Here is a 21,999-nt window from a genome sequence, read left to right on the forward strand (position 1 = left end):
ACCAGTATTCACTTCGCTGCGGGGTCGTCCTTGACGTCGATTGTCGTCGGGTCGTTGACCAACGAGGCATCTCCGAATATTTCCTCGAGAAGGTGCGCCGCGTCCGCTTCCGAGATCTCTCGCAAGTCTGTGTCGTTGTATCCCTTCAGCGACATCTCGATCGTGCGGGTGAAATGCCACTTTCGATCGCTCTTGAATACAGCGTCTCGTGTCGTGTCGTCTTCAGACTCGCGCCTGTAGAGCCCGCCGTCGAACCGGGTTCCGTCTGGCCGGAATCCATATGACCGGAAGAACCTGGTCACGAACTCCTCCTCAGTCTTTTCAGGTGCTCTGACGTCGGCGTGGGGCTTGTCCTGCGCTTGTGGGACATACTCAGTGGCGAAGCCATCCTTGCCCCAGAAGACCCACAGTCGCCCGCAAACCGGGCAACTGCGGACTGGGACACCTGTCCCGAACAGAAGCGACGACGCCGTGACGTCCGGGTTGTCAGTGCTCTCGACTTCCTCGTCGACCGCGTCGAACTGCCGCCACGAGTTCATCACGTAACTCTCGTCCGGGTCGTCGTCGCGCAGGATGGTGCCGCACCTGCACAGAAGCTTCGCCACTACCCGTCCCCACTTCCGTAGAACTCGATCCCGCTGATCGGCGGCTCCTTGCCCCAACTGCGAATCAAGCCGTTCACCCGTGCCAGAGCGTCGCCGAAGTCGTCGGGGACCAACCCGGTCCCCGAAAGGTCTACAACCACGCCGCCGCCGTGGACCTGACTGTACTTGCTCGCGATGCGGGACAGGATCGACCTCGCGTTGGTGTTCGTCGGCGAGTAGACGTCCCACCGCACTCCGTCGACCGTGAGGTCACTTGTGTACCCCTCGGCGCGAGTCCCGACCGGATCGCGCAACTCGACGCTGTGGCCCAACGATGCCATGTGCTCCGCGCCAGCGACCTCGGAGGCGCTCGGTTCCTGGGCTGTGATAGTGACATCGCCGGGTGCCGGACTTGGGCCTCCGTTTGAAGTGGGATCTGGTCCGCGAACCGCGGCAGGATCCTCACTGACGGTACCCATGCCTTCTGGGTCACCTGGTTCCGAGAGCGGACCCTGTCCGTCTGCGTCTGGCCAGTGGATTGCGGAGGCGTCCTCCGGGCGAGGCACTGCGTCGAAGATCTCGTCCTGTTGACGTTCGAGTTCGACGACGCGCGCCGGGTCGGTTCCTGGCGCCCGGATCTCCTCGTACACGGAGTGGGTCGACATCTTCGCGTCGAAGCTGTCGGGCGTGTGGAACTGGACCTCGATAATTCGTCCGGACTGGTCTACCCAGTTGCTGTTGATGCCCTGATACCCGGGTTGGTTCCAACTGTTCTTGAGCGTCCCAGAGGGGTCGTATCCGCGCTCGCTGAGATCGTCGATAATGGCCTGCGTCGAACGGGCGTAGTCGCCCGGCTCGATCAGGAATGTGTAGCGAACCGAGTCCTTCATGTTCGTGAGCAAGTCGTCAACGCTCGCGAATGGCTGCTCCTCGTCGATCGCCGTCGCAAGCTTGCGGTAGAACGAGTCCTCGCTCTTGAGCCGGTAGTCGAGGCCCTCGAGCCGGGCGCCAGGATGCTCGGCGGCGAGGTCCTGCATGTCTTGCGTGATCCGCGGCTCGATCTGCCTGCTCGTGGCCAGGTACTCGTCCGCGGCCGCCTTCTGACTCTCGGTGAGGGACACGCCCTCGTCCGGGTTCTCCCATGCGATCGGGTCGTCGCCGAGCCCGGAACGGTCCCCTCCGTCGCTGCCGGACCCGGACTCGTCATGATCAGGGCTCCCCGTCGCCGGCTCGTTACCGGGGTCGGCGGGGTCCGGGTCGTCTGCGTCCCGGTCGCCACCGTCCCAGTCGGCTCCTTCGTCCGGACGGTCACCGCCTGGTGCATCGCCGTCCGGTGCATCGCCGTCGGGCATACCGCCGTCCGCCCTACCGCCGTCCGGCACGTGGCCGCCGGACACATCCCCGTCCGGCCACCCTCCGTACGGCTGGCCGCTCCCGCCGTCGATCGCCGTGTCCCCGCCGGTGCCGAAAGAGCCCTCTGGTCCGTACGCGCCCTGCGCCGCGCCGACCGTCACCGGCTCGCGGGCATGGTCCACCGAGCTCAGGTGACCGTTGTCGGTCGTGTACTTCTCGACCGACGGCGTCTCCATCCGGGCCGGGATGTCGTTGCCCCTCATTGCCGCGGGCTCGGGCACGTTCGAGAGCTGGGTGACGGCCGGCACCTCGATCTGCGACAGGGAACGCAACCCCGCGCTCAGACCTGCCGTCACACCCGCGGCACGGGTCGTGGACACCAGCGACGTGCCGCCGCGCAGGACCGCTATCGGGTCCATCGCGTTACCCAGGATCCGGGCGCCCTGCATCGTGGCCGACAAGACCTGCCCGGTCCGGCCGGCGGTCGCCACACCCTTGATCGCGGCCCCGGTGCCCAGGGTTGCCACCGTCAGCAGGATGTTGCCCGCCGCCGTGCCGAACGCACGCGCAGGGTCCTCCTCCCACATGTCCCACGCCACGAGCGACTTGCCCGTCTCCAGCCACGCGTCGCCGGCCGTTCCCCAAGACCATTGGCCGGAGGCCGGGTCGCGGCCGATCAACGCGCCCATCCCGCCCCACGTGGCGGTGAACGTCTCGGCGCTGAACCCGTGCTCGTCCAGGCCGATGAGGCCGCCCAGGCCCAAGAAACCCTCGCCGACGACGTCCTTGGCGAACCCGTCCCACACAGCCGACCTCACCGATGTGACCGCTGAAGCGGGACAGTGCTCCTTCTGCTCCACCGGTGCGCCCCATGGCATCGCCGTCTCGGTGGGGATCTCGGTCAGCCCGAACGCATTCGGGTCGGCAGGGCCGTCGCTGACGCCTGCGTTCCAGGGGGCCAGGCAGTCGATCGCGCGGATCGCGTTGGCGCACTCCCGTTCGGCGTCCCACAGCTGCACCTGAACGCTGTTGACCCGCCCGAGCAGCGTCGTGTTCTGCGCTACCAGCTCCGGGTCGAACTCCCACTCCGGATTGGTAGCGATCAGCGCGTGGAACGCCCACGCATCAGCACGCACGACGTCGAACGCCGACTTGATCGCTCGCAGGTCCTGGGCGAACCGGCCCAGCGCCGTGGCGACCTGCTCCAGGTCATCGCCGAGCGAGGAAGTCTCGGACCGCACCGGGTCCATCGCGGACAGGAGCCGATCAGCCTCCGGCGCCTGATAGTCAGCCCGCAACCCGTACCACGCACCGACTACGTCGACACCTGCGTCCCGGACCGCCAGCGCATCCGCCCGGAGGCTGCGCGCGGCATCGTCCACCGCGTCCGGATCCAGGTTCGCGCCAGGGATCAGCTCGGGATCAATCGCCGGCATTCTCGCCCGCCCTCTTGGTCATGGTGCAGGGTCGCTGGATGCCGTGCCGTGCAGATCGGCCAGGAGCTCTTCTGCTCCGAGCCAGCGCACGATCCGGGTGGCCGTGTTCCAGTCGGCGTGGTCGAACGTGCCGAGGGTGAAGCGGAGAACCGGGAGCCGCCGGGCTCCGAGGCGGACGGCGCCGTGCTCCCGGACTGCCGCGTCGACATCGACCCTGAGCTGGCGTATCCCCGGGGCCCCGAGCAGCATCTGAAGCGGTGCGGGCGGAGCCTCGAGCTCGGGCGGGACCCGCAGGTCACCGCGGCCGATGCGAGTGGTGGCCAGGCAGAACAGCGGGAGCAGCTCGTTGCCGAGCGTGTCGAACAGGCCTGGCACCCTCTCGGTGACGTTGCGCGCTGCGTCGCTGCCGGGCCTGCCGGTGACGACGTCGAGGGTGGTGATCTCCTCCAGACCGTCCCGCGTGCGGCGCACCAGTATCGTTCCGATCACGCCGTCGCCCACCACGACCAGGCGCACCGGCTGCGGTGCCCGCTTACGAACGTACCGGGTGAGCACCGTGCGGTCCCATGCGGCGAGCGCGGGCTCGTGCGTGCCCCACGACAACGGCGGGGCGCCGGCCAGATGTTCGATCGCGAGCTCGGCCGCGCGGCCGAGGGTTGTGGTCGGCCGCGCCTTGTGCCGCACGGACAGCGACAGCTGGACCGTCCCCGCGACCGGCCCGCTGCGCCGCGCCGTGAGATCGGCGGCGACCTGCTCGTCGATGCCGTCGGGCGTCCCGCCGAGGAAGACGGGCGACATGCTCTCAAGTGTTGGTGGGTCGGACGGGGCGTCCACGGCATCCTGGAGACGGGAGAACTGCCTGCCGGTGACGCCGTCACGAAAGGTGCCGTCACCCTGGTCGACCATCCATATGCCGCCCGTGCCGACCAGCGCGTCGCGCATGGGGCGGGTCAGGTAGGAGCGCTCGTCGGTGCCGAGTACCAGACGCGATCCGCCGATCGACCGGAGCAGGTCCGAACGGGCTTCGGTGAGCCCGGCCACGACGGCACGGCTCTGGGTCAGGAACAGGTCGGCCTCGACGTCCCAACCGTCGATCAGGGGGTGCAGTGCGGAGTCTGGCTCGGTGGGCAAGCGGGGCATCTCCTGGATTCACGACGTACTGGCCCGTGCTGGAGGCACGATTCTGGCACGAAAGCACGCATATGTGGATGAAACTTCCCATACGCTCAAGCCGGACGAAATATCGGACGAGGCTCTCAGCCCGGGCTCTCTGGGTTCAGGCGCTCGACTGTCCGGACCATCGGTAGCGGCGTCGGGGCGATCGCCTCGCGGTTTCGTGGACGCAGACCTGGGGGTCTTGTACTTTTATGAGAGATTTCGCCCGCTCAACTGAGTCGGCGGAGAGGCGTTCCGACGTGGGGGAGCTCGCTATGAAGTTCGCGATGGGGTCGGAAGTGCTCTCGACCTTGACGAAGAAGACCGGCGCGTCCTCAGAGGATCTGGGGTCACTGGTGCGGGAGCTGGGCGCGGCCGCGGAGCCGCTGGAGGGCAAGTTCAACGGCGCGGGTCGCGCCGCGTTCGACGCCTTCAAGGGCCGGACGGAGGAGATCTCCCTCGAGCTGAACCAGGCGCTCAACGCGGTCCTGACCGGTGTCTCGGGCATGGACCGGTCGTTCAGCGAGGGCGACACCACGATGGCCGACGAGACCCGGGCGAAGCAGGCTTCTGCCTCGTTCGACGCCGCGCGCTTCGGCGCCGGCAAGTAACCGGCAGACAGCACAGAGACCAGGGGGCCAAGAATCATGGCTAATGCAATGGATCGCCGGGACTACGAGCTGGGCGCTTCGACCGAGACGCAGGAGAACTTCGAGCGGGTCGCATCCCGCCTGGAGGCGCTGATCGATCAGCGCGACGCGGACGTCAAGGCCGCGATGGCCGACTACGAGGCCTCGGGTGTCTCCGAGGACTACCGGGCCAAGGAAGTGCGATGGAACACCGTCGCGGGCGAGGTCCGGGGCATCATCCGCACGCTGCGCGGTTCTCTGGAGCAGAACGACGCGACTGCCCAGGATGCGATGACGCGTGCCCGGGCCGCGGTCGACTCGATCGGCTGATCAGGTGACCGGTTATCGGGTCTCGCCGGAGGGCGTGGAGGCGACGCTGCGCACGGTCCAGGACCGTGCGCAGTCGTTGTCCACCACCCTCGGCGGACTCGAGGGGCATGTGACCAAGGCGGTGACCGGCGCGGGCGAGAGCCCGATCATCGCCGAGGCGCTCGGGACGTTCTTCAACGGGCGAGTCGAGACATTGAGGTCCATCGGTACGCGGATCGAGGCCGGTATGACGGGCGCCGTGCAGGCGGTCGCCAGCTATGACCGCGCTGATGACGAGATGGCCCAGACGCAGACGAGTCTTGCGTCGCGGGCGACGACGTCGGGTGGGTTCTCGGGCACGACCAAGGGGTGAGTCGCGCGGATGGTGGCGAGCGGGCTGCACGCCACCGAGGTTCTCGCCGAGCACGACGTGCGCCGCCTCGACGAGAACGTCCCGGTGGAGTCGTTCATCTGCCCGGCGACGGCACCCGCCGCGACGTGACGATCAGCGCGTCAGGTTGCCGATGACGATGAAGACAACGGCAATCGCCGCGAACAGCAGGAAGCTGTACCGCCACCAGAGGTTCAGCGTGAGCTTGTTGGGTGCGTCGAGCTGCATGGCCTCCTCGTCCGAGAGCGGCCGCGTCGCCCACCCGGCCTCAGTGGCTGTCGCCAGGCTGTACTTCAGCCCCCACGAGAACCGCAGCAGCCAGAACAGGTGGAAGTACGAGTAGCGCAGCACCAGGGCTCGCCCCGCGTCGAGCGGCGCAGTCTTGCTCTTGCTGCCCCAGCCGAAGAAGACCATGTTTCGTTCCCTCATCTCGAGCCCTGCGCACGGTGCACAGGGCTCGCAGATTGTGACAGAACCTGGCATAGCGGTCAGTGGGTAGACCTCCCCACGGACAGCCGGCCCAGTGCGGAACCCGAGACCAGGGTCAGGCAGCCGCCGCAGCCGCCGCGCGGGCGGCCGCCGGCAGGGCATCGAGGATGCGCGACACCGCGGCGTCGTCGTGCGCGGCGGAGACGAACCAGGCCTCGAAGACCGACGGCGGCAGGTTGACCCCGGACGCCAGCATCGAGTGGAAGAACGGCGTGTACCGGTACGTCTCGGCAGCCTGGGCCTGCGCGTAGTCGCGCACGCCCGACGCCGCGGCCAGCGGGCCGAAGAACACCGAGAACAGGGAGCCCGCACGCTGCACGCGGTGCTCAACGCCCGCGGCGGACAGGGCCGCACCGACGGCGTCCGACAGCACCCGCGACACCTCGTTCACGTGGGCGTACACGGCGTCGTCGGCCAGCCGCAGGGTCGTCAGACCAGAGGCGACCGCCACGGGGTTACCCGACAGCGTGCCCGCCTGGTAGACGGGCCCGAGGGGCGCCAGGTGGTCCATGATCGACGCCGGCCCGCCCAGCGCGGCCACCGGCATGCCGCCACCGACCACCTTGCCGAACGTGAACAGGTCGGGCGTGTAGCCCTCGCCCCCGGCGGCACGGATCGCCTCGTTCTCGAGCCCCCACCAGCCGGACGGACCCACGCGGAACCCCGTGAGCACCTCGTCCATGATGAACAGCGCGCCGTGCTTGGACGTGATCCGCCGTAGGCCCTCGTTGAACCCCTCGGCGGGCGGCACCACGCCCATGTTCGCGGGCGACGCCTCGGTGATGACGGCGGCGATCTCCGAGCCGCGCTGCGCGAACGCCGCCTCGACGGCAGCGAGGTCGTTGTAGGGCAGCACCAGCGTCTCGGCAGCGGTCGCCTCGGTGACGCCCGCCGAACCCGGCAGCGCGAGCGTCGCGACGCCCGACCCGGCCTCGGCCAGCAGTGCGTCCATGTGCCCGTGGTAGCAGCCGGCGAACTTGACGACCAGCGGCCGGCCCGTGAACCCGCGCGCGAGACGGATCGCCGTCATCGTCGCCTCCGTACCCGTGGAGACGAGGCGGACGCGCTCGGCCGGCGGTACCCGCCGTCGGACCTCCTCCGCGAGGTCCACCTCCGCGACCGTGGGCGCACCGAACGACAGGCCGCGCGCGGCGGCGTCCTGCACCGCGGCGACGACCTCGGGGTGCGCGTGCCCCAGCAGCGCCGGACCCCACGAGCAGACCAGGTCCACGTACTCGCGCCCCGCGACGTCCGTGACGTACGGGCCGCTGGCCGACGCGAGGAACCGCGGGTCGCCGCCCACGCTGCCGTAGGCGCGCACGGGCGAGTTCACACCACCCGGGATCGCGCCCTGCGCACGCAGGAACGCCGCGTGGTTCGCCTCGGGCGCCCGACGCAAGGACTGGGTCTCGATCGCTTCGCTCACTTGATCCACTCCGCAATCTCCAGGGCCCAGTACGTGAGGATCACGTCCGCGCCCGCTCGCTTGATGCTCGTCACCGACTCCATGACCGCCCGGTCCCGGTCGATCCAGCCGTTCGCGCCGGCCGCCTCGATCATCGCGTACTCGCCCGACACCTGGTACGCCGCCACCGGCACGTCGCTCCGGTCGGCGACGGCGCGCAGCACGTCCAGGTACGACCCGGCAGGCTTCACCATGACGATGTCCGCGCCCTCGGCGAGGTCCAGGTCGGCCTCGCGCAGCCCCTCGCGGGCGTTCGCGAAGTCCATCTGGTACGTCTTGCGGTCGCCCTTGAGCTCCGAGTCCACGGCCTCGCGGAACGGGCCGTAGTAGGCGCTCGCGTACTTGGCGCTGTAGGCCAGGATGCTCGTGTCGACGAGGTCGGCGTCGTCCAGGGCGTCGCGGATCGTCGCGACCTGGCCGTCCATCATGCCCGACGGCGAGATGACGTCCGCGCCCGCCCTCGCCTGCGCCACCGCCATCGAGGCGTAGCGGGCGAGCGTCGTGTCATTGTCCACAGACCCTGTGGACGTCAGGACGCCGCAGTGGCCGTGGTCGGTGAACTCGTCCAGGCAGGTGTCTGCCATGAGGACGGGGGTAGCCGCACCCGCCGGAACCTCGTCCAGCACCTTGCGCGACGCCCGCAGCGCCCGCTGCAGGATCCCGTCCTCGGCGTCGGCCTGAGAGCCGGTGGCGTCCTTGACCGTCGGGATGCCGAACAGCATGACGCCGCCGAGCCCCGCGTCCCGTGCGGCCCGCACCGCGTCCACCAGGGACTCCTCCGTGTGCTGCACCTGCCCGGGCATGCTTGTCAGCGGCGCGGGCTCGGTCAGCCCCTCCTTGACGAAGAGCGGCAGCACCAGGTCGGCCGGGTGCAGCCGAGTCTCCGCGACCAGGCGGCGCATGCCGGGTGTGGCACGCAGGCGGCGCGGTCGGTACACGATCCCGGTGGAGCTCAAGGTGTCCTTCTCTCTGTTCTGACGATGAGGCGGATGACGATGGGGCCGGCCGTGTGCATCAGGTGCTGACAAGTGCCTCGGCCACGGCGTCGGCCAGCGCCTCGTCCGTGGGCTCGGCGGCGGTCGCGAGCACCGTGTGCCCGACGACTCGTGCCGTGCCGGCCGACGGCTCACCGATCGCGACCACGCGCTGCGGGCCCAGCTGGGCCGCGACCTGGCGGGCGGCCGAGCCCGAGGCGACCACGACGACGTCGTACGGCCGGCGGAGCTCCGGGGGGAGCTCGCGCGTGACCGTCCGGTAAACCGTCACGACGTCGACGGCCCAGCCCTTGGCCTGGAGCCCGGCGCGCAGCGTGTCGGAGGCGAGGTTCCCGAGCGGGAGCAGCACGCGGGGCTCCTGGCCGCCGGCGTGGGCCGCGTTCCCGGCGTCCCCGGCGAGCGCGGCGGGGAACACGGCGGCGAGCCCGGCGCCGGTCGCGACCTCGGGAACCAGGTCGACGACCAGCCCGTGGGCGGTCAGCGCCTGCCGCGTGGCCGGCCCGACGGCGGCCCACCGGACGGGGCCGGCAGAGGTCCGGCCGGCCGCGGACGGCGTGTCGTCCGGGGGAGAGCTAGTGACTGCGGAGTGTGTTGCTCTGAGTAGACGTTGTCTACTCTCCGCAACGGACCCCGCCGACGTGGTGTCGCCCCCCGCCGCCTCAGCGCCGTCCACCGCGGGCCCGAGCAGCGCGTCCACCGCGTTCACGCTCGTGACCGCCACCCAGTCGTACGCGCCCCGCGCGAGACGCTCGCGGGCGGCGTCGAGCTCCGCCAGGTCCTCGACCGGTGCCCGCTCGATCACGGGCGCCGCCACCACGTCGAGCCCTCGTTCGCGCAGTAGCGTGAGCAGCCCGGCGGCCCGCTCCGACGCGCGCGCGACCAGCACCACGGGCCGTCCGGCGGAGTCAGCCGGCTCGGTGGGGAAGACCGCCTCGGTCACGCCTTCTCCGGGACGGTCGCGCTCAGCGGTGCGAGCCGCTCCGCGCCGTCGGCCAGCAGGTGCTCGGCCACGGAGATGCCCAGCGCGCGGGCGGCGGCGTCGAGGTCCTCGGGGGCGACGTCCTGGGAGAGCTGCGTCTCCCCGCTGCGGGACATCTGCTCGGTGCCGTCCACGGCAGCGACCACGGACCGCAGCCGGAGCACCGTGCCGGCCACCGTGGCGTAGGCCCCGACGGGCGCGGCGCAGCCGGCCTCCAGCCGCGCCAGCACCGAACGCTCGGCGAGGACGGCGAGGCGGGTCGGGCGGTGGTCGAGCAGGTGGATCGCCTCGGCGAGGGTGTGCCCCGAGCCGGTCGAGGAGTCGGCTACGGGACGGGCCTCGTCGGACGGGGAAACGAGGTCGGCCGTGCGCACCTCGACGGCGAGCGCGCCCTGGCCGGGTGCCGGCGACACGACGTCGACGTCGAGCACCTCGCTGATCGTCTCTGTGCGGCCCAGCCGGGCCAGGCCCGCGTAGGCAAGGACGACGGCGTCGAGGTCGGCGTCGGGGCCGAGCGCTCGGTTGAGCCGGGTACCGACGTTGCCGCGGATGTCGACGACCTCGAGGTCGGGCCGGGCGGCGCGGATCTGCGCGGCACGCCGGGGTGAGCCGGTGCCCACGCGTCCACCGTGCGGGAGCGTCGCGAGCGTGAGGCCGTCGCGGGCGCACAGGGCGTCGCGCGGGTCGGCACGCTCGGGCGTCACGTAGGTGAGGTCGGGCGCGGGCGTGGTCGGCAGGTCCTTGAGGGAGTGGACGGCGACGTCGCAGCGGCCGTCGAGCAGAGCCTCCCGCAGGGCCGTCACGAAGACTCCGGTGCCGCCGAGGCTGGCCAGGCTGCCGGTCTTCACGTCGCCCTCGGTCCGGATGTGCACCAGCTCGACCCGCCGGCCGGTCAGCTCTTCCAGGCGCTTGGCCACCAGGCCGCTCTGGGTGGTGGCGAGGGCGCTCGCGCGCGTACCGAGACGGATCGGCGCGGCGTCTCCCGGGACGCTTCCTGGGGTGCTGACGGCGAGGGGGGTCGGGGTCACTATCCCAGTCTCCACCCGAACCCCCGCCTGGAGGAAACCCGGCGGCCTATCTCACAGCCTTGCTGGCGGACTGTCAGAACGTTCTGTCAGAACGCGCTGTCCCGCGCCGTTCGGGCTGGCCGAGCCGCTCGGCGGTGCGCCGCGCATGCCCGACGATCGCCGCGAGACCCGTGCCCGCGATCCAGCCGCCCGTGGCGTCGATGCCGGGTTCGGCCAGCACTGCCTGCTCGAACTCCTTGATCGCGGTCCGGTAGGCGGGCGTCGGCGGGGGCAGCGACCCGTCCCAGCGCTGGTGCAGGCTGTCCCGCACCCGACCGGTCAGGTCCACGCCGAGCAGCGCCGACGCGTCGCGGGCGGCCTCCTCGGCGGTGGTCTCCGGCGTCGGCTCGCCCATGCGGCCGTAGCTGAGCCGCACCACGTGCCGGCCCGGCCCGACGGCGTCGCGCACCCGCCGGGCCAGCCATGGCCACTTCGCCGTCGCGTGGGTCAGCGCCTTGGCCCGGACGGCGCCCGGAGCAATGCCGGGGGCGACGAGCATCCCGGAACCGCGCGGGGCAGCGTCCAGCTCCGGCGCCTCCAGGAGGAGCGTGACCAGCCGGATGTCGGCGCCGCGCTCGGGTGCGGGCGGCAGGGCGAGCCCGCCGTCCGCGGGAAACGGTCCGAACTCGGCACGGGTCGCGAGCACCAGGCGCGGCGTGCGCAGCACCTGGCCGTTCTGGGTGCGGACCAGCCGGTCGACGTCCGCCCGCTCCACTCCGACCACCCGCGTCCCCAGCCGCACGTCCAGGCGCCCCACGAGGGCTTCCACCAGCGCGTGGACACCGCCGTCGATCCCGCGCACCGCCGAACCGGGGGGTGCGGCGGCCCGCAGCGACGCCACCGCCCGCGAGAGGGACCCGGTCCGCGCGTAGGCGTCCAGCAGCCCGGGCGCGACGGCGGCGACGTCGAGCCGGTCGAGCGGCGCCGAGTGCACGCCTGCCGCGACCGGCGTCACGAGCCGGTCCGCCACCCGGGACCCGAGCCGCGACCGGGCGAACGTCCCGAGGTCGGTCGTGTCCACGAACCGAGCTGGCAGCACCCGGTCCAGCGTCCCGCGGAGCACGCCCGGCCAGCCGATCGCGCGCCGCACGTCCGCGGCCCACGGCCGCGCGGGGATCCCGAGCACCCCGGCGGCGGGCAGCGGGAACGCCCGCCCGGCGGCGTAACCCCAGGCGGTGAGCCCGGCTGGTGCCTCGACGGTGAGCCCCAGCTCCTCCGCCAGCTCCTCGACGGCGCCGCCCCGTACCGCGAACGACTCGGCGCCGAGGTCCAGCGGGACGTCCGGCAGCGAGGCGAAGGCCCCGCCCCGGATCGGTCCGCCGGCCTGGTCGGCCGCCTCCAGCACGACGACGCGCAGCCCCCGCGCCGTGAGCGTGTGCGCGGCGACGAGCCCGCCGATCCCGGCGCCGACGACTACGGCGTCGGCGGTCTCGATCACAACGAGTGCACCAGCTCGACCACGCGGGTCAGCACCGTCGGGTCCGTCTCGGGCGGCACGCCGTGCCCGAGGTTGACCACGTGCCCTGGCGCCGCTGCCCCGCGGGCGACCACGTCGCGCACGTGCGCCTCCAGCACCGCCCAGGGTGCGGCCAGCAGGGCAGGATCGATGTTGCCCTGCAGGGGCACGCCGGGCAGCAGGGCGGCGGCCTCGTCGAGCGGCGTCCGGTAGTCGATGCCGACGGCGTGGTCGGTGATCTCCGCGGCGACCAGCACGTCGCGCATGGCGGGCAGCAGGTGCCCGGTGCCGGTGCCGAAGTGGATGGCAGGCACCCCGGCGTCCGCCACGTAGGCCAGCGCCCTGGTCGACGACGGCGCGACGCGCGACGTGTAGTCCGCGAGCGAGAGCGAGCCCGCCCAGGAGTCGAACAGCTGCACGGCGCTCGCTCCCGCCTCGACCTGCGCCCGGAGGAACGCCCCGGTGAGGTCGGCGGTCCAGGTCACGAGCGCGTCCCAGGTCGCGGGGTCGGCGTGCATCAGGGTGCGCGCGGCCAGGTGGTCACGCGACGGCCGGCCCTCGACGAGGTACGCGGCGAGTGTGAACGGTGCCCCGCCGAAGCCGAGGAGCGGCGTGGTGCCCAGCTCTGCGACGGTCAGCGTGACGGCCTCCCGGATCGGGTCCAGGGCCGCGTCGTCGAGCGTGCGGGAGGTGAGGCGGGCGACGTCGTCCGCCGTGCGGTAGGGCTGGTCCATGACCGGGCCCACCCCTGCCTTGATGTCCACGCCCACCCCGGCGAGCTTGAGCGGCACCACGATGTCGGAGAAGAAGACGGCGGCGTCCACGCCGTGCCGGCGGACGGGCTGCAGCGTGATCTCCGACGCGAGCTCCGGCCGCAGGCACGACTCGAGCATGCCCGTGCCCTTGCGGACCTCGCGGTACTCGGGGAGGGACCGGCCGGCCTGGCGCATGAACCAGACGGGCGTGCGGCCAGGACGATCACCCCGGAGGGCCTGCACCAGGGGTGCGGCAGAGGTCCGCCCGTCAGCGAGCGGATGAGCAGGGGCAATCGTGGTGGACTTCACGCTTACCGATTCTGCCCTGCCGCGCCGGGGTGCATAAAGTTGGAGCACTGTGGTTCTCCTCTCCCTCACCGCCAGCCACCGCGAGCTCGACCTCGACGCGCTGGAACGCCTGTCCACGGGTTCGTCGTCAGTGGGTCGCGTCGTCGTGGGTTCGTGCGGCCCCGTCGCGGGCGCCGTCGTGATCTCGACCTGCAACCGCTTCGAGCTCTACCTCGACGTCGACGCGCCGCTCAGCGGCGACAGCGTGCGGCACGCGACGCGGCATGTCGCCGAGCTGGTGGCGCGCTCCTCCGGTGTGACGGGCGACGTCGCCGCCCGCAGCTTCACGGTCCGCACCGGGCCGGAGGTCACCGAGCACCTGTTCGCCGTGGCGGCGGGCCTGGACGCGATGGTCGTGGGCGAGCGCGAGATCGCCGGCCAGGTGAAGCGTTCGCTCGCGGAGGCCCGCGAGCAGGAGACCACCTCCAAGACTCTCGAGCTGCTCTTCCAGACGGCGTCACGCACCTCCAAGCGCGTCGGCACCGACACGGAGCTCGGCGCGGCGGGCAGGTCCGTCGTCGCGCTCGCGCTCGACCTCGCCGAGCGCGAGCTGCCGCCGTGGGACGGCACCCGCGCCGTGCTCATCGGCACCGGTTCGTACGCGGGCGCGTCCGTCGCGGCCCTCCGGGCGCGCGGCTGCGACGACATCCGCGTCTACTCGCAGTCGGGCCGCGCCGAGACGTTCGCCGAGTCGCACGGCGTGCAGCCGGTGGACTCGCTCGTCGAGGCGCTGGCCGACGCCGACCTCGTGGTCAGCTGCAGCGGCGCTCGCGGACGCGCGGCCGCCGCGCAGGCGGAGTCCCAGGACGAGCGGCTCAGCGCCATGGTTGCCGGGAACCTCGGCGGCTCGACGGCGCTCCCCGGCCTGGTGACCGAGAACGGGCCGGAGGCGAGCCTCGGTCACGTCCTGGACGCCGCCGCACTGGTCCGCGCGCGGGAGCGGGCCGCTGACCGCGCGGGCGACGAACCGGAGCCCCGGCCGCTGGTCATCCTGGATCTCGCGCTGCACCGCGACGTCGACCCGAGTGTCGCCGATGTCGAGGGTGTGCTGCTCTTCGACCTCGCCACCCTGAAGGCGCACGCGCCCGCAGTGGCGCACGACGTCGTCGCGCAGGCACAGCGGATAGTGGACACGGCCGCCCGGCGCTTCGAGGAGACCCGGCTGGGCCGGGAGGCCGACGCCGCGGTGATCGCCCTCCTGGACGAGGCGGAGGTCCGGGTGGTCGCCGAGATCGCCGACTCCGTCGCCCGGCTCACCGACGAGCTGGCCGCACACGGGGAGCCCACCCCGGACGAGGCCGACGTCGACGTCATCGCCCGCGAGGTGCGCAAGCGCGTGCACGCCGAGCTCCACGACAAGATCGTCGACGTCCGGGCGAAGGCCACCGCCGAGGCACGGGCCGCCGAGGCCGCTCTGGTCCAGGGTGCTGAGGCGCTGACGATGGAAGCGTCCGCCCACCGAGACGCCGATCCCTCGCGCCGCCGATAACGCTTCAGGCGATAACTGGCGGAACAAGCGGGACGGACCGGTTTCTAGGGTCCAATTCGGCCATCGTTACCAAACCGTAACAAGGGTGATTTTATTCACCCGGGGGTGAGGGCTAAGTTCGGTGGCTCAAGGACCGAACGCGCTTATGCGCAACGAGATGCTGGAGCAACTCTTGAAGCACGCAGCACACAAGAAGAAGACCGTATCGGCGGGTGCGCGGACCATCGCGACCGTCGCCATCGCAACGGCGGCCACGAGCATGGCCGCCCCGGCAATGGCCGCAGAGGCCTCGCCGCTCGACTCGCTCGGTGACCTCGGGACCACCACGGAGGGCCTCAAGTCGAACCTCCCCGCCCTCTCGTCGACGTCGATCGACCTGAGCGAGCTCACGAAGGCCGCGCCGGTGGCCGACGCCGTGGTCAAGGAGCTGCCGGCCTCGATCGCCCCCAGCACCGCCCTCGCGCCGAACTACGAGCCGGCCCAGTACGTGTCGGGTGCCCTCAAGGGCGCCGCACCCCAGGTCGTCTCGAGCGTCGTGGGTGGCGTGACCAACGGCTCCGCCGTCTCCGCCGTCTCCGGAGTGACCGGCGTGACGGGCACCGCCCAGTCGGCTCTCTCCAACGTGCTCGGCGGCGACGTCGTCGGCACCGCCAAGGGTGCCGTCGGCACCGCTACCGGCGTCGTCGGTGGAGTCGCGGGCGGTGCGCTGCAGGGTGACGTCGCGGGTACCGCCACGGGTGTGGCCGGCGGCGTGGTCAACACCGCCACCGGTGTCGCCGGCGGGGCCGTCGACACCGCCACCAGCACGGTCGACGGCGTGCCGTCCACCGTCGCCGACGTGATCCGTAACCTGCCGAACGTCCTGGGCGGCGTGACCGCTCCGATCGCCGGCCTCACCGCCAACCTGCCGGGCGTGCTCGGTGGCGTGGGCGGCGTGGTGAACAGCGTCGTGTCGCAGGTTCCCGGCGTGGTCGCCGGCGTTCCGGGCGTCGTGGCCAAGGTCACCACCCCCGCCGCCGGTGTGTTCGAGAGCGTCGTGGGCGACGTCGCGGTCGACGGCATCGTCCGTCCGGTCGCCACCGAGGTCGTCCCGGGCACGGTCGGTTCCGTGCAGGGCAGCGTCGTCCCGGGCGCCACTGCGGCCGTCGGCAACGTGGCGGGCTCCGTCGTCCCTGGTGCCGTCGGCGCCGTGACGGGTGACGTGGTTCCGGGCGTCGTGAACGACGTCGCGAAGCCGGTCGTCGGGGACGTCGTCCTCGGCGGCGTGGTCGAGGGTGTCGTCAAGGACGACGCGGTCGGCGGCGTGGTGGAGCCCGTCGTCAAGGACACCGTCGTCGACGGTGTCGCCAAGCCGATCGTCAAGGACGTCGTCGTGGACGGCGTCGCCAAGCCCGTCGTGGACACCGTTGGCAGCGTCGCCAAGCCCGTCACGGACACCGTGGAGGGTGTCGCCGGCGGTGCCGTGAAGGACACCGTCGGTGGCGTCACGGGCGTCGTGGACGGCCTGACCGGCGGTGTCGTGAGCGGCCTCACCGGTGGCCTGCTGGGAGGCAACTCCTGAGCTGAGAACAAGAGGACCCCAGCCTCTTCGACCTTGACGTAGCAGGGTGGAGCGCCATTGGCGCTCCACCCTGTTTACGTTTTCTGGGACTTTGCCAAGGTTCCATTCTTCTGTCCGTTGTTATCGGATCGTTACCTTCTCTACCGGTTTTTCCGATGCACCCCTTTTTCCTTCTATGCCCATCCGGTAACGTCGTCGCGTCCCCGGGTTCCGGGCAGTTGTAGTCGACCAGCTGGAGCAGCTCTCATGAAGCACGCCGCCGTCAAGCCTTCGTCCGTCGCCAAGACGACGGCCTCCCGTGTCGTGGCGACGATCGCGCTCGCCACCGCGGCGACCGCCGTCGCCAGCCCGGCGATGGCGCACGACGGCGGTGGCCACGACGGTCACAACGGCCACTCCGCCGACAACGGCCGTGGTGATGACGGGGGCCAGCACCATGGCTACGACCGTGGCCACGGGCAGGACGCCGGAGCCCCGCGCTCGTACGAGCCCTCCACCTACTCGGAGCCGAACTACGACGTGCCGCAGTACGAGTCCCAGCGGGGCGACTGCGACCGCGGTGCCGAGACCGACCGCGGCGCCGAGACCATGGGCCAGACCGACTCGCAGGGCCAGGACGACTGGCAGGGCGGCTGGGACGAGCAGGACCGCGAGCAGGTTCGCGAGGCCGTCCGAGAGCGCCTGAACGAGGCCGCCGCGTCCGCGCCGAAGCCGGAGGCCGCGCCGCCCACCGCCACCGAGGCCGCCCCCGTCGAGAAGGCGGAGCCGGTGGTGGCCGAGGTCGCCGCCCCCGTGCAGGACGCAGCGCCCGACGTGTCCGCGAGCCTCGAGCCGGCGGCCGTCCAGGCCCCCGGTCAGCAGTGGCAGGGGAGGCCGACGGCGGCCGACACCGCGGGGGCCGAGCTCACCTCCTACGTCCCGTCCGGGAACACCGGTGCCATCGAGCAGGAGGCGTCGGCGCTCGCCGAGGTCACGCTGGACGCCCCCGTCCGGCTCTCCACCACCGGTGCCGAGGCGGCCGCGCTGACGGCGGCGGCCGGCGCCCTGGTGGTCGGCGGCGCGGGCTCGCTCCTGGTCGCGCGCCGCAGCCACGTCCGCGTCTGACCTGCTACCTCGCCAGGGTTCTACCTCGGCGGGGCGGGGCGCCAGGTCGGTGCGTCGGTGCCCCACGGGTGTGCGGGGTGCGGGTAGTCGTCGTGTTCCGGGAGGGCCGGCCGCGCCGTGGTGACCCCAGCGTGGGTCACGGTCACGGTCACGGTCGCGCTCGCGGACGCACGCGCGGCGGCCGGGTGCAGCGGGTCCCGCCCCGGCAGGTCCAGCAGCCAGGCCGCGGTGCGCGCGAGCGAGACCGTGACGTCGACGCCCGGCCCGTCGCCCTCGCGGGTGAGCGCGTCCACGATCCCCGCCGCGAGCAGGTAGCCGGAGGCGTGGTCGAGAGCCTGGGCGGGCAGCGCCCCCGGCGCCCCGTCCCGGCCCTCCAGCAGCGCTATACCGCTCGCTGCCTGCACTATCGAGTCGAACCCCCGGCGGCCGGCCCACGGTCCGGTGTCGCCCCATGCGGAGACCCTGCCCGTCACGACACCGCGCGGTGCCTCGAGCCCGAGCCCCTCGATGGCACCCGGCCGATAGCCGGTGACCAGCACGTCGGCCGCGTCCAGCAGCTCCTGAGCGGTGCGGCGGTCGCTGCCGTCCCGGAGGTCCAGGACGGTGCTGCGCTTGCCCTGCCCCGTGTCGAGGTGCTGCCACTCGATCTCCGCGGGGACCGGCGGGTCGACACGCAGGACGTCCGCACCGAGCAGGGCGAGCGTCCGCGTGGCGACGGGGCCCGCTATCACGCGGGTGAGGTCGAGCACCCGGACGCCGGCGAGGGGTGCCGTTCCGGTCAGTGGGGCCCTCGCCACGCGGCGCCGTCGGGCAGCCGTGGGCTCGGCCCGCAGCGCGGTTCGTACCAGCGGGCCCGACGACGCCGCGCGTCCCGGCGCTGACGTCCGCCACTCCTGCTCGGTCCGTACGCGCGCCACTATCGCGCCGCCGCCCTGTCCCGAGCCCGTCGCCGGGCGCGCCGCACGGTCCTCCAGCTCCTGCCCCGCGAGCTCGGCGAGCCGCTGGGCGAAGGCGGGGCGCCCGACGTCGTCGGGCAGGCCGACGAGGGCGGTCAGGCGTGACCGGTGGTGCGGATAGTTCGCGTGGGTGCGGACCCAGCCGTCCGAGGTGCGGAAGAAGCCGGAGAGCGGGGCGAACGCGTCAACGGGTCGTCCGTCGAGCGCGAGGACCCGGTCGGAGGCGAAGGCCGCGGCGACTCTTGCTGGATCGGGGTGGACAGGACCGGGATGGACCGGATCGGGGTGGACAGGACCCGGCGCGACCTGCCCGTTCGTCCGGCGGGCGGACGCACGCTGGACGGCTCGGACGGCGTCGAGCGCGAGGTCGAGCACGGGCAGGTGTGCGGCGAGCCAGGGTTCCACCGCTCCATCATCAGCCGCGCCCGACCAGTTTCCGAAAACATCACCGGCCGGACAGATCTGGGAGCATGCGCGCGGATACACTCGCCGCATGGCCAAGAACCCCTCCTCCGACTTCGTGCTCCGGCCCTTCGAAGGTCTCCCTGGGGAGACCGACTGGGTGGCGATGCGTGAGATCGTCCCGTCAGCGACCGCGACGGCTCGCACCACCGCCGAGTACGGCTCGCGCGACGTCACGATCGTGACGCTGCTGCCGGGGGCGTGGACCGCTCTGCACCGTGCCGACGGCGCGATCCTGCTCGCCGTGCAGGGAATCCTGAGCACCGGCGACGTGAGCCGCGACCTCGCGGCGGCCCTCCTCGAGGCGCTGGAGCTGGAGCCGGGCACGGCGGTCGAGTCGGGCGAGCTGCCGGGTGAGGGCCCGCGCCTGCAGGACGTGCTCGACCTGAGCGTCCCGTTCGAGGTCGCCGTGCACGAGACGTTCGACTTCTGGCTCGACCCGAGCGCCGAGATCACGCCGGAGCTCAAGGAGAGCCTGGAGGACGCCGCCGACGGCGCGATCCCCACGGTCAAGGTGTCCTCCGTCGAGTCGGCCTACTGGTGCAGCATGACGCGCGAGTTCCTGCGCTGGGCACGTCCCGAACCGGAGGACGACCTGATCGACGCGCTCTCTCGTCTGCACGCAAAGCGCGAGTCAGGGCTAGCGGGTGGGAAGTTCGTGGGAGCGTTTCGTGCGTCAGGCCTGGTCGTACCCGTCTGGGAGCTGCCGAAGGGCACCGAGGCGGCCGATCTCGAGGGCCCGGCGACGGAGCTCGGCGAGAAGCTCGCGAAAGCACTTTCCATCAAGGAGCCGCTTGATGCGAACGAGCGACGCGCCAGAGCAGGTATCGTCTCCCGGCAGGTCACCCTGCGTTAGTCCGGACCCCCTGGCCGGTCGTTCGCGAGCGGCCCGGAACGCGTCGGCAGTCACCGAAGATCGCCACGAGCGGTCCAGGTTTCGGCAACTAGCGGACCAAGGGAGTAGGATTCCAGGGGTAAACCTTTGCACTCACCAAGCAAAGGACTATCCGGTCACCCACCAAGGCAAATCGACGCTTCAGGCAGGACAGGTGTGAACGCTCTCCCGGTCGCGAAGACCACGCGTCCCGGCAATGCTCAGGCAGGTAAGAACGTCCAGCGGGTGGCGGCGGTCATCCCCGCCAAGGACGAAGCCGAGCGCATTGCCGCGACCGTGCGCTCTGCGCGCGCGATCCCTCATGTCGACCTCGTGCTCGTGGTCGACGACGGCTCCGAGGACGACACGCAGCACGTTGCGCGTGCCGCCGGTGCCGTCGTCGTGCGCCACTCGCACAATCGCGGCAAGGCCGCCGCGATGGAGACGGGTGCGGCAGTCGTCGCGATGCGCGACGCGGACGGTCGCCCGCCGCGCCTGCTCATGTTCATCGACGGCGACCTCGGCGACACCGCCGTGAACACGGCACCGCTGGTCCGTCCGGTCCGCGAGGGCGTGGCCGATCTCGCGATCGCGCTGCTGCCCAAGCAGGCGGGTGCGGGCGGACGGGGCATGGTCGTCGGCGCGGCCCGCCGGGCGATCGAGGCGATGACGGGCTGGAGTCCGTCGCAGCCGCTGTCCGGCATGCGCTGCCTCACCCGTGAGGCCTTCGAGGCGGCCACCCCGCTGGCGCGTGGCTGGGGTGTCGAGACGGGCATGACCATCGACCTGCTGCGCAAGGGGTACGTCGCCGTCGAGGTGCCCTGCGACCTCAAGCACCGCGCCTCGACGAACGACCTCAAGGGACAGATCCACCGGGCCGCGCAGTACCGCGACGTCCTGCTGGCCGTGAACGCGCGCAAGATGCGCGGCGCGGTGGACGCGGTGCGGCACGCGGGCTCGAACGTCCGCAGCTGATGGGCGGGCGCCACCGCGCGTGCCCCGTACGCTGATCCCATGGGGTGGCAGGTCTGGCTAGGGATTGCCGCGATCGGCGTCGCCGTGCTGGCACTTGCCGTCGCCATCGGGGTCTGGACGCAGCAGGCACGGATGCGGCGCCGCGACCCGCACCGGGCGACGCCGCAGAGCGTGCAGGCCGCACCGCAGCTCGCGGTGATCGTGAACCCGTCCAAGCACGGCGCGAGCGGCCTGGCACTCGAGGTCCGCGCCCACTGCAGGACCCACGGTCTCCCGGAACCGCTCTGGTACGAGACGACGGTGGAGGACCCGGGCAAGGGCCAGGCCCGGCAGGCGCTCGACGACGGCGCCGACATAGTCATCGCAGCGGGCGGTGACGGGACGGTCCGGGCCGTCGCCGAGACCATGGTCGCCTCCGACAAGCCGATGGGCGTGCTGCCCGTCGGCACCGGCAACCTCCTGGCCCGGAACCTCGAGCTACCGCTGACGAACGTGGACCACGCGCTCGACGTGATCGTGCACGGCCGCACGCGCCCCATCGACGTCGGCTGGCTGCGGGTGACCGAGTTCGCGGAGGCACCGCGCAACGGGGACCATCCCAACCAGCCCGACCACGAGCCGGACACGGAGCGCGAGCACATCTTCCTGGTGATCGCAGGCCTGGGGTTCGACGCGGCGATGGTCGCCACAGCGGACGCGGACCTGAAGAAGCGGGTGGGCTGGGTCGCCTACTTCGTGGCCGGGCTCTCGCACCTGCAGGCCCGGCGTATGCGCGCCACCCTGCAGCTCGACGAGAGCCCGCCGGTCGAGGCCCGCGCCCGGTCGATCATGGTCGGCAACTGCGGCCTGCTCCCCGGTGGCGTCACCCTGCTGCCGGACGCCGTGCTCGACGACGGGGTGCTCGACGTGGCCGCCGTCGACGTCCGTGGTGGGGTGTTCGGGTGGGCACAGCTGACGTTCGAGATCGCCATGCAGGGTGTAGGGGTGCGCAACGACCTGCCGGAGAAGCTGGGCCGTATCGACCACACCAAGGCGCGCCGGGCGCGGATCCGCGTGCCGGCGGGCGAGGAGGCCCAGGTCGACGGCGACCCGCTCGGGCGGGCGGTCGAGATCGACGTCCACGTCCAGGCGGGCGCCCTGCTGGTCCGGGCACCGTGACCGCTCGGG

At 71.9% G+C, this 21,999-nt stretch carries 20 protein-coding genes; 9 read left to right on the forward strand and 11 right to left on the reverse strand.

Translation table 11 applies throughout. The features are described 5' to 3' along the window. Positions 1-8: 8 nt before the first annotated feature. The 3 genes from AB0F70_RS05325 to AB0F70_RS05335 are packed head-to-tail and all read right to left on the reverse strand — an operon-like array spanning position 9 to position 4,504. A complete protein-coding gene (locus tag AB0F70_RS05325) occupies positions 9-605 on the reverse strand; it encodes a hypothetical protein (protein ID WP_357444264.1) in 597 nt (198 codons plus the stop codon). Next, positions 605-3,373 carry a hypothetical protein gene (locus AB0F70_RS05330; protein WP_357444267.1) on the reverse strand — a complete coding sequence of 923 codons (2,769 nt, stop codon included), beginning with the start codon at positions 3,371-3,373 and terminating at the stop codon, positions 605-607. Before AB0F70_RS05330 ends, AB0F70_RS05325 begins: the two co-directional genes overlap by 1 nt. A gap of 18 nt (positions 3,374-3,391) precedes the next feature. Beyond that, on the reverse strand, positions 3,392-4,504 hold the full coding sequence (locus tag AB0F70_RS05335; RefSeq protein WP_357444270.1) for a DUF6177 family protein: 1,113 nt from the start codon (positions 4,502-4,504) through the stop codon (positions 3,392-3,394). A 299-nt stretch (positions 4,505-4,803) separates the two neighbouring features. On the opposite strand from AB0F70_RS05335, the gene AB0F70_RS05340 reads away from it, so the two are divergent. From AB0F70_RS05340 to AB0F70_RS05350, 3 genes are read left to right on the forward strand one after another with little or no spacing between them, the layout of a single operon-like run. Then, positions 4,804-5,139 (forward strand): hypothetical protein, encoded by a 336-nt coding sequence (locus AB0F70_RS05340; protein WP_357444273.1) that lies wholly within the window; start codon positions 4,804-4,806, stop codon positions 5,137-5,139. Between the two features lie 48 nt (positions 5,140-5,187). After that, positions 5,188-5,487 carry a pore-forming ESAT-6 family protein gene (locus tag AB0F70_RS05345; RefSeq protein WP_357444276.1) on the forward strand — a complete coding sequence of 100 codons (300 nt, stop codon included), beginning with the start codon at positions 5,188-5,190 and terminating at the stop codon, positions 5,485-5,487. A gap of 4 nt (positions 5,488-5,491) precedes the next feature. After that, positions 5,492-5,839 carry a DUF6507 family protein gene (locus AB0F70_RS05350; protein ID WP_357444279.1) on the forward strand — a complete coding sequence of 116 codons (348 nt, stop codon included), beginning with the start codon at positions 5,492-5,494 and terminating at the stop codon, positions 5,837-5,839. Positions 5,840-5,971: 132 nt separating this feature from the next. On the opposite strand, the gene AB0F70_RS05355 is transcribed toward AB0F70_RS05350, so the two are convergent. The 7 genes from AB0F70_RS05355 to hemE form a co-directional block, all read right to left on the reverse strand. Beyond that, positions 5,972-6,286 (reverse strand): hypothetical protein, encoded by a 315-nt coding sequence (locus AB0F70_RS05355; RefSeq protein ID WP_357444282.1) that lies wholly within the window; start codon positions 6,284-6,286, stop codon positions 5,972-5,974. Positions 6,287-6,401: 115 nt separating this feature from the next. Beyond that, the gene (gene hemL / locus AB0F70_RS05360) at positions 6,402-7,745 is read right to left on the reverse strand and encodes a glutamate-1-semialdehyde 2,1-aminomutase (protein ID WP_357444729.1); all 1,344 of its coding nucleotides are present in this window, start codon (positions 7,743-7,745) and stop codon (positions 6,402-6,404) included. A 23-nt stretch (positions 7,746-7,768) separates the two neighbouring features. Next, positions 7,769-8,767 (reverse strand): porphobilinogen synthase, encoded by a 999-nt coding sequence (gene hemB, locus AB0F70_RS05365; RefSeq protein WP_357444285.1) that lies wholly within the window; start codon positions 8,765-8,767, stop codon positions 7,769-7,771. Positions 8,768-8,825: 58 nt separating this feature from the next. Continuing rightward, positions 8,826-9,746, reverse strand: a complete 921-nt coding sequence (locus AB0F70_RS05370) for a uroporphyrinogen-III synthase (protein ID WP_357444288.1) — start codon at positions 9,744-9,746, stop codon at positions 8,826-8,828. Further along, positions 9,743-10,813, reverse strand: a complete 1,071-nt coding sequence (gene hemC, locus AB0F70_RS05375) for a hydroxymethylbilane synthase (RefSeq protein ID WP_357444291.1) — start codon at positions 10,811-10,813, stop codon at positions 9,743-9,745. The genes AB0F70_RS05370 and hemC overlap by 4 nt, the downstream gene beginning before the upstream one ends. A 73-nt stretch (positions 10,814-10,886) precedes the next feature. Further along, positions 10,887-12,290: an FAD-dependent oxidoreductase gene (locus AB0F70_RS05380; protein ID WP_357444294.1), complete on the reverse strand. Its 1,404-nt coding sequence runs from the start codon at positions 12,288-12,290 to the stop codon at positions 10,887-10,889. After that, a complete protein-coding gene (gene hemE / locus AB0F70_RS05385; RefSeq protein ID WP_357444297.1) occupies positions 12,287-13,372 on the reverse strand; it encodes a uroporphyrinogen decarboxylase in 1,086 nt (361 codons plus the stop codon). Before hemE ends, AB0F70_RS05380 begins: the two co-directional genes overlap by 4 nt. 49 nt (positions 13,373-13,421) lie before the next feature. Here hemE and AB0F70_RS05390 point away from each other — a divergent pair, with 49 nt between their 5' ends. From AB0F70_RS05390 to AB0F70_RS05400, 3 genes are all read left to right on the forward strand, one after another. Next, a complete protein-coding gene (locus AB0F70_RS05390; protein ID WP_357444300.1) occupies positions 13,422-14,900 on the forward strand; it encodes a glutamyl-tRNA reductase in 1,479 nt (492 codons plus the stop codon). 172 nt (positions 14,901-15,072) lie between these two features. Next, positions 15,073-16,461: a hypothetical protein gene (locus tag AB0F70_RS05395; protein ID WP_357444303.1), complete on the forward strand. Its 1,389-nt coding sequence runs from the start codon at positions 15,073-15,075 to the stop codon at positions 16,459-16,461. Between the two features lie 246 nt (positions 16,462-16,707). Then, entirely contained in the window at positions 16,708-17,565 is an 858-nt protein-coding gene (locus AB0F70_RS05400) for a hypothetical protein (protein WP_357444305.1), read from the forward strand. Positions 17,566-17,585: 20 nt separating this feature from the next. Here the strand turns inward: AB0F70_RS05400 and AB0F70_RS05405 are convergent, their stop codons facing one another. Next, entirely contained in the window at positions 17,586-18,926 is a 1,341-nt protein-coding gene (locus AB0F70_RS05405) for a CoA transferase (RefSeq protein ID WP_357444308.1), read from the reverse strand. An 88-nt stretch (positions 18,927-19,014) separates the two neighbouring features. On the opposite strand from AB0F70_RS05405, the gene AB0F70_RS05410 reads away from it, so the two are divergent. From AB0F70_RS05410 to AB0F70_RS05420, 3 genes are all read left to right on the forward strand, one after another. Next, on the forward strand, positions 19,015-19,839 hold the full coding sequence (locus tag AB0F70_RS05410) for a DUF5926 family protein (protein WP_357444311.1): 825 nt from the start codon (positions 19,015-19,017) through the stop codon (positions 19,837-19,839). A 264-nt stretch (positions 19,840-20,103) separates the two neighbouring features. Next, positions 20,104-20,832: a glycosyltransferase gene (locus AB0F70_RS05415; protein WP_357444731.1), complete on the forward strand. Its 729-nt coding sequence runs from the start codon at positions 20,104-20,106 to the stop codon at positions 20,830-20,832. A 39-nt stretch (positions 20,833-20,871) separates the two neighbouring features. Further along, positions 20,872-21,990, forward strand: a complete 1,119-nt coding sequence (locus AB0F70_RS05420; protein ID WP_357444314.1) for a diacylglycerol kinase family protein — start codon at positions 20,872-20,874, stop codon at positions 21,988-21,990. The last annotated feature ends 9 nt before the right edge of the window (positions 21,991-21,999 follow it).

Source organism: Promicromonospora sp. NPDC023805 (assembly GCF_040639635.1).
Classification (GTDB): Bacteria; Actinomycetota; Actinomycetes; order Actinomycetales; family Cellulomonadaceae; genus Promicromonospora.

Bases quoted from the DNA above. Each gene is read 5' to 3' on its own strand.
- AB0F70_RS05400 (WP_357444305.1), top strand. From the start codon at position 16,708: ATGAAGCACGCCGCCGTCAAGCCTTCGTCCGTCGCCAAGACGACGGCC.
- AB0F70_RS05330 (WP_357444267.1), bottom strand. From the start codon at position 3,373: ATGCCGGCGATTGATCCCGAGCTGATCCCTGGCGCGAACCTGGATCCG.
- AB0F70_RS05345 (WP_357444276.1), top strand. From the start codon at position 5,188: ATGGATCGCCGGGACTACGAGCTGGGCGCTTCGACCGAGACGCAGGAG.
- AB0F70_RS05410 (WP_357444311.1), top strand. From the start codon at position 19,015: ATGGCCAAGAACCCCTCCTCCGACTTCGTGCTCCGGCCCTTCGAAGGT.
- AB0F70_RS05420 (WP_357444314.1), top strand. From the start codon at position 20,872: ATGGGGTGGCAGGTCTGGCTAGGGATTGCCGCGATCGGCGTCGCCGTG.
- AB0F70_RS05355 (WP_357444282.1), bottom strand. From the start codon at position 6,286: ATGAGGGAACGAAACATGGTCTTCTTCGGCTGGGGCAGCAAGAGCAAG.
- AB0F70_RS05340 (WP_357444273.1), top strand. From the start codon at position 4,804: ATGAAGTTCGCGATGGGGTCGGAAGTGCTCTCGACCTTGACGAAGAAG.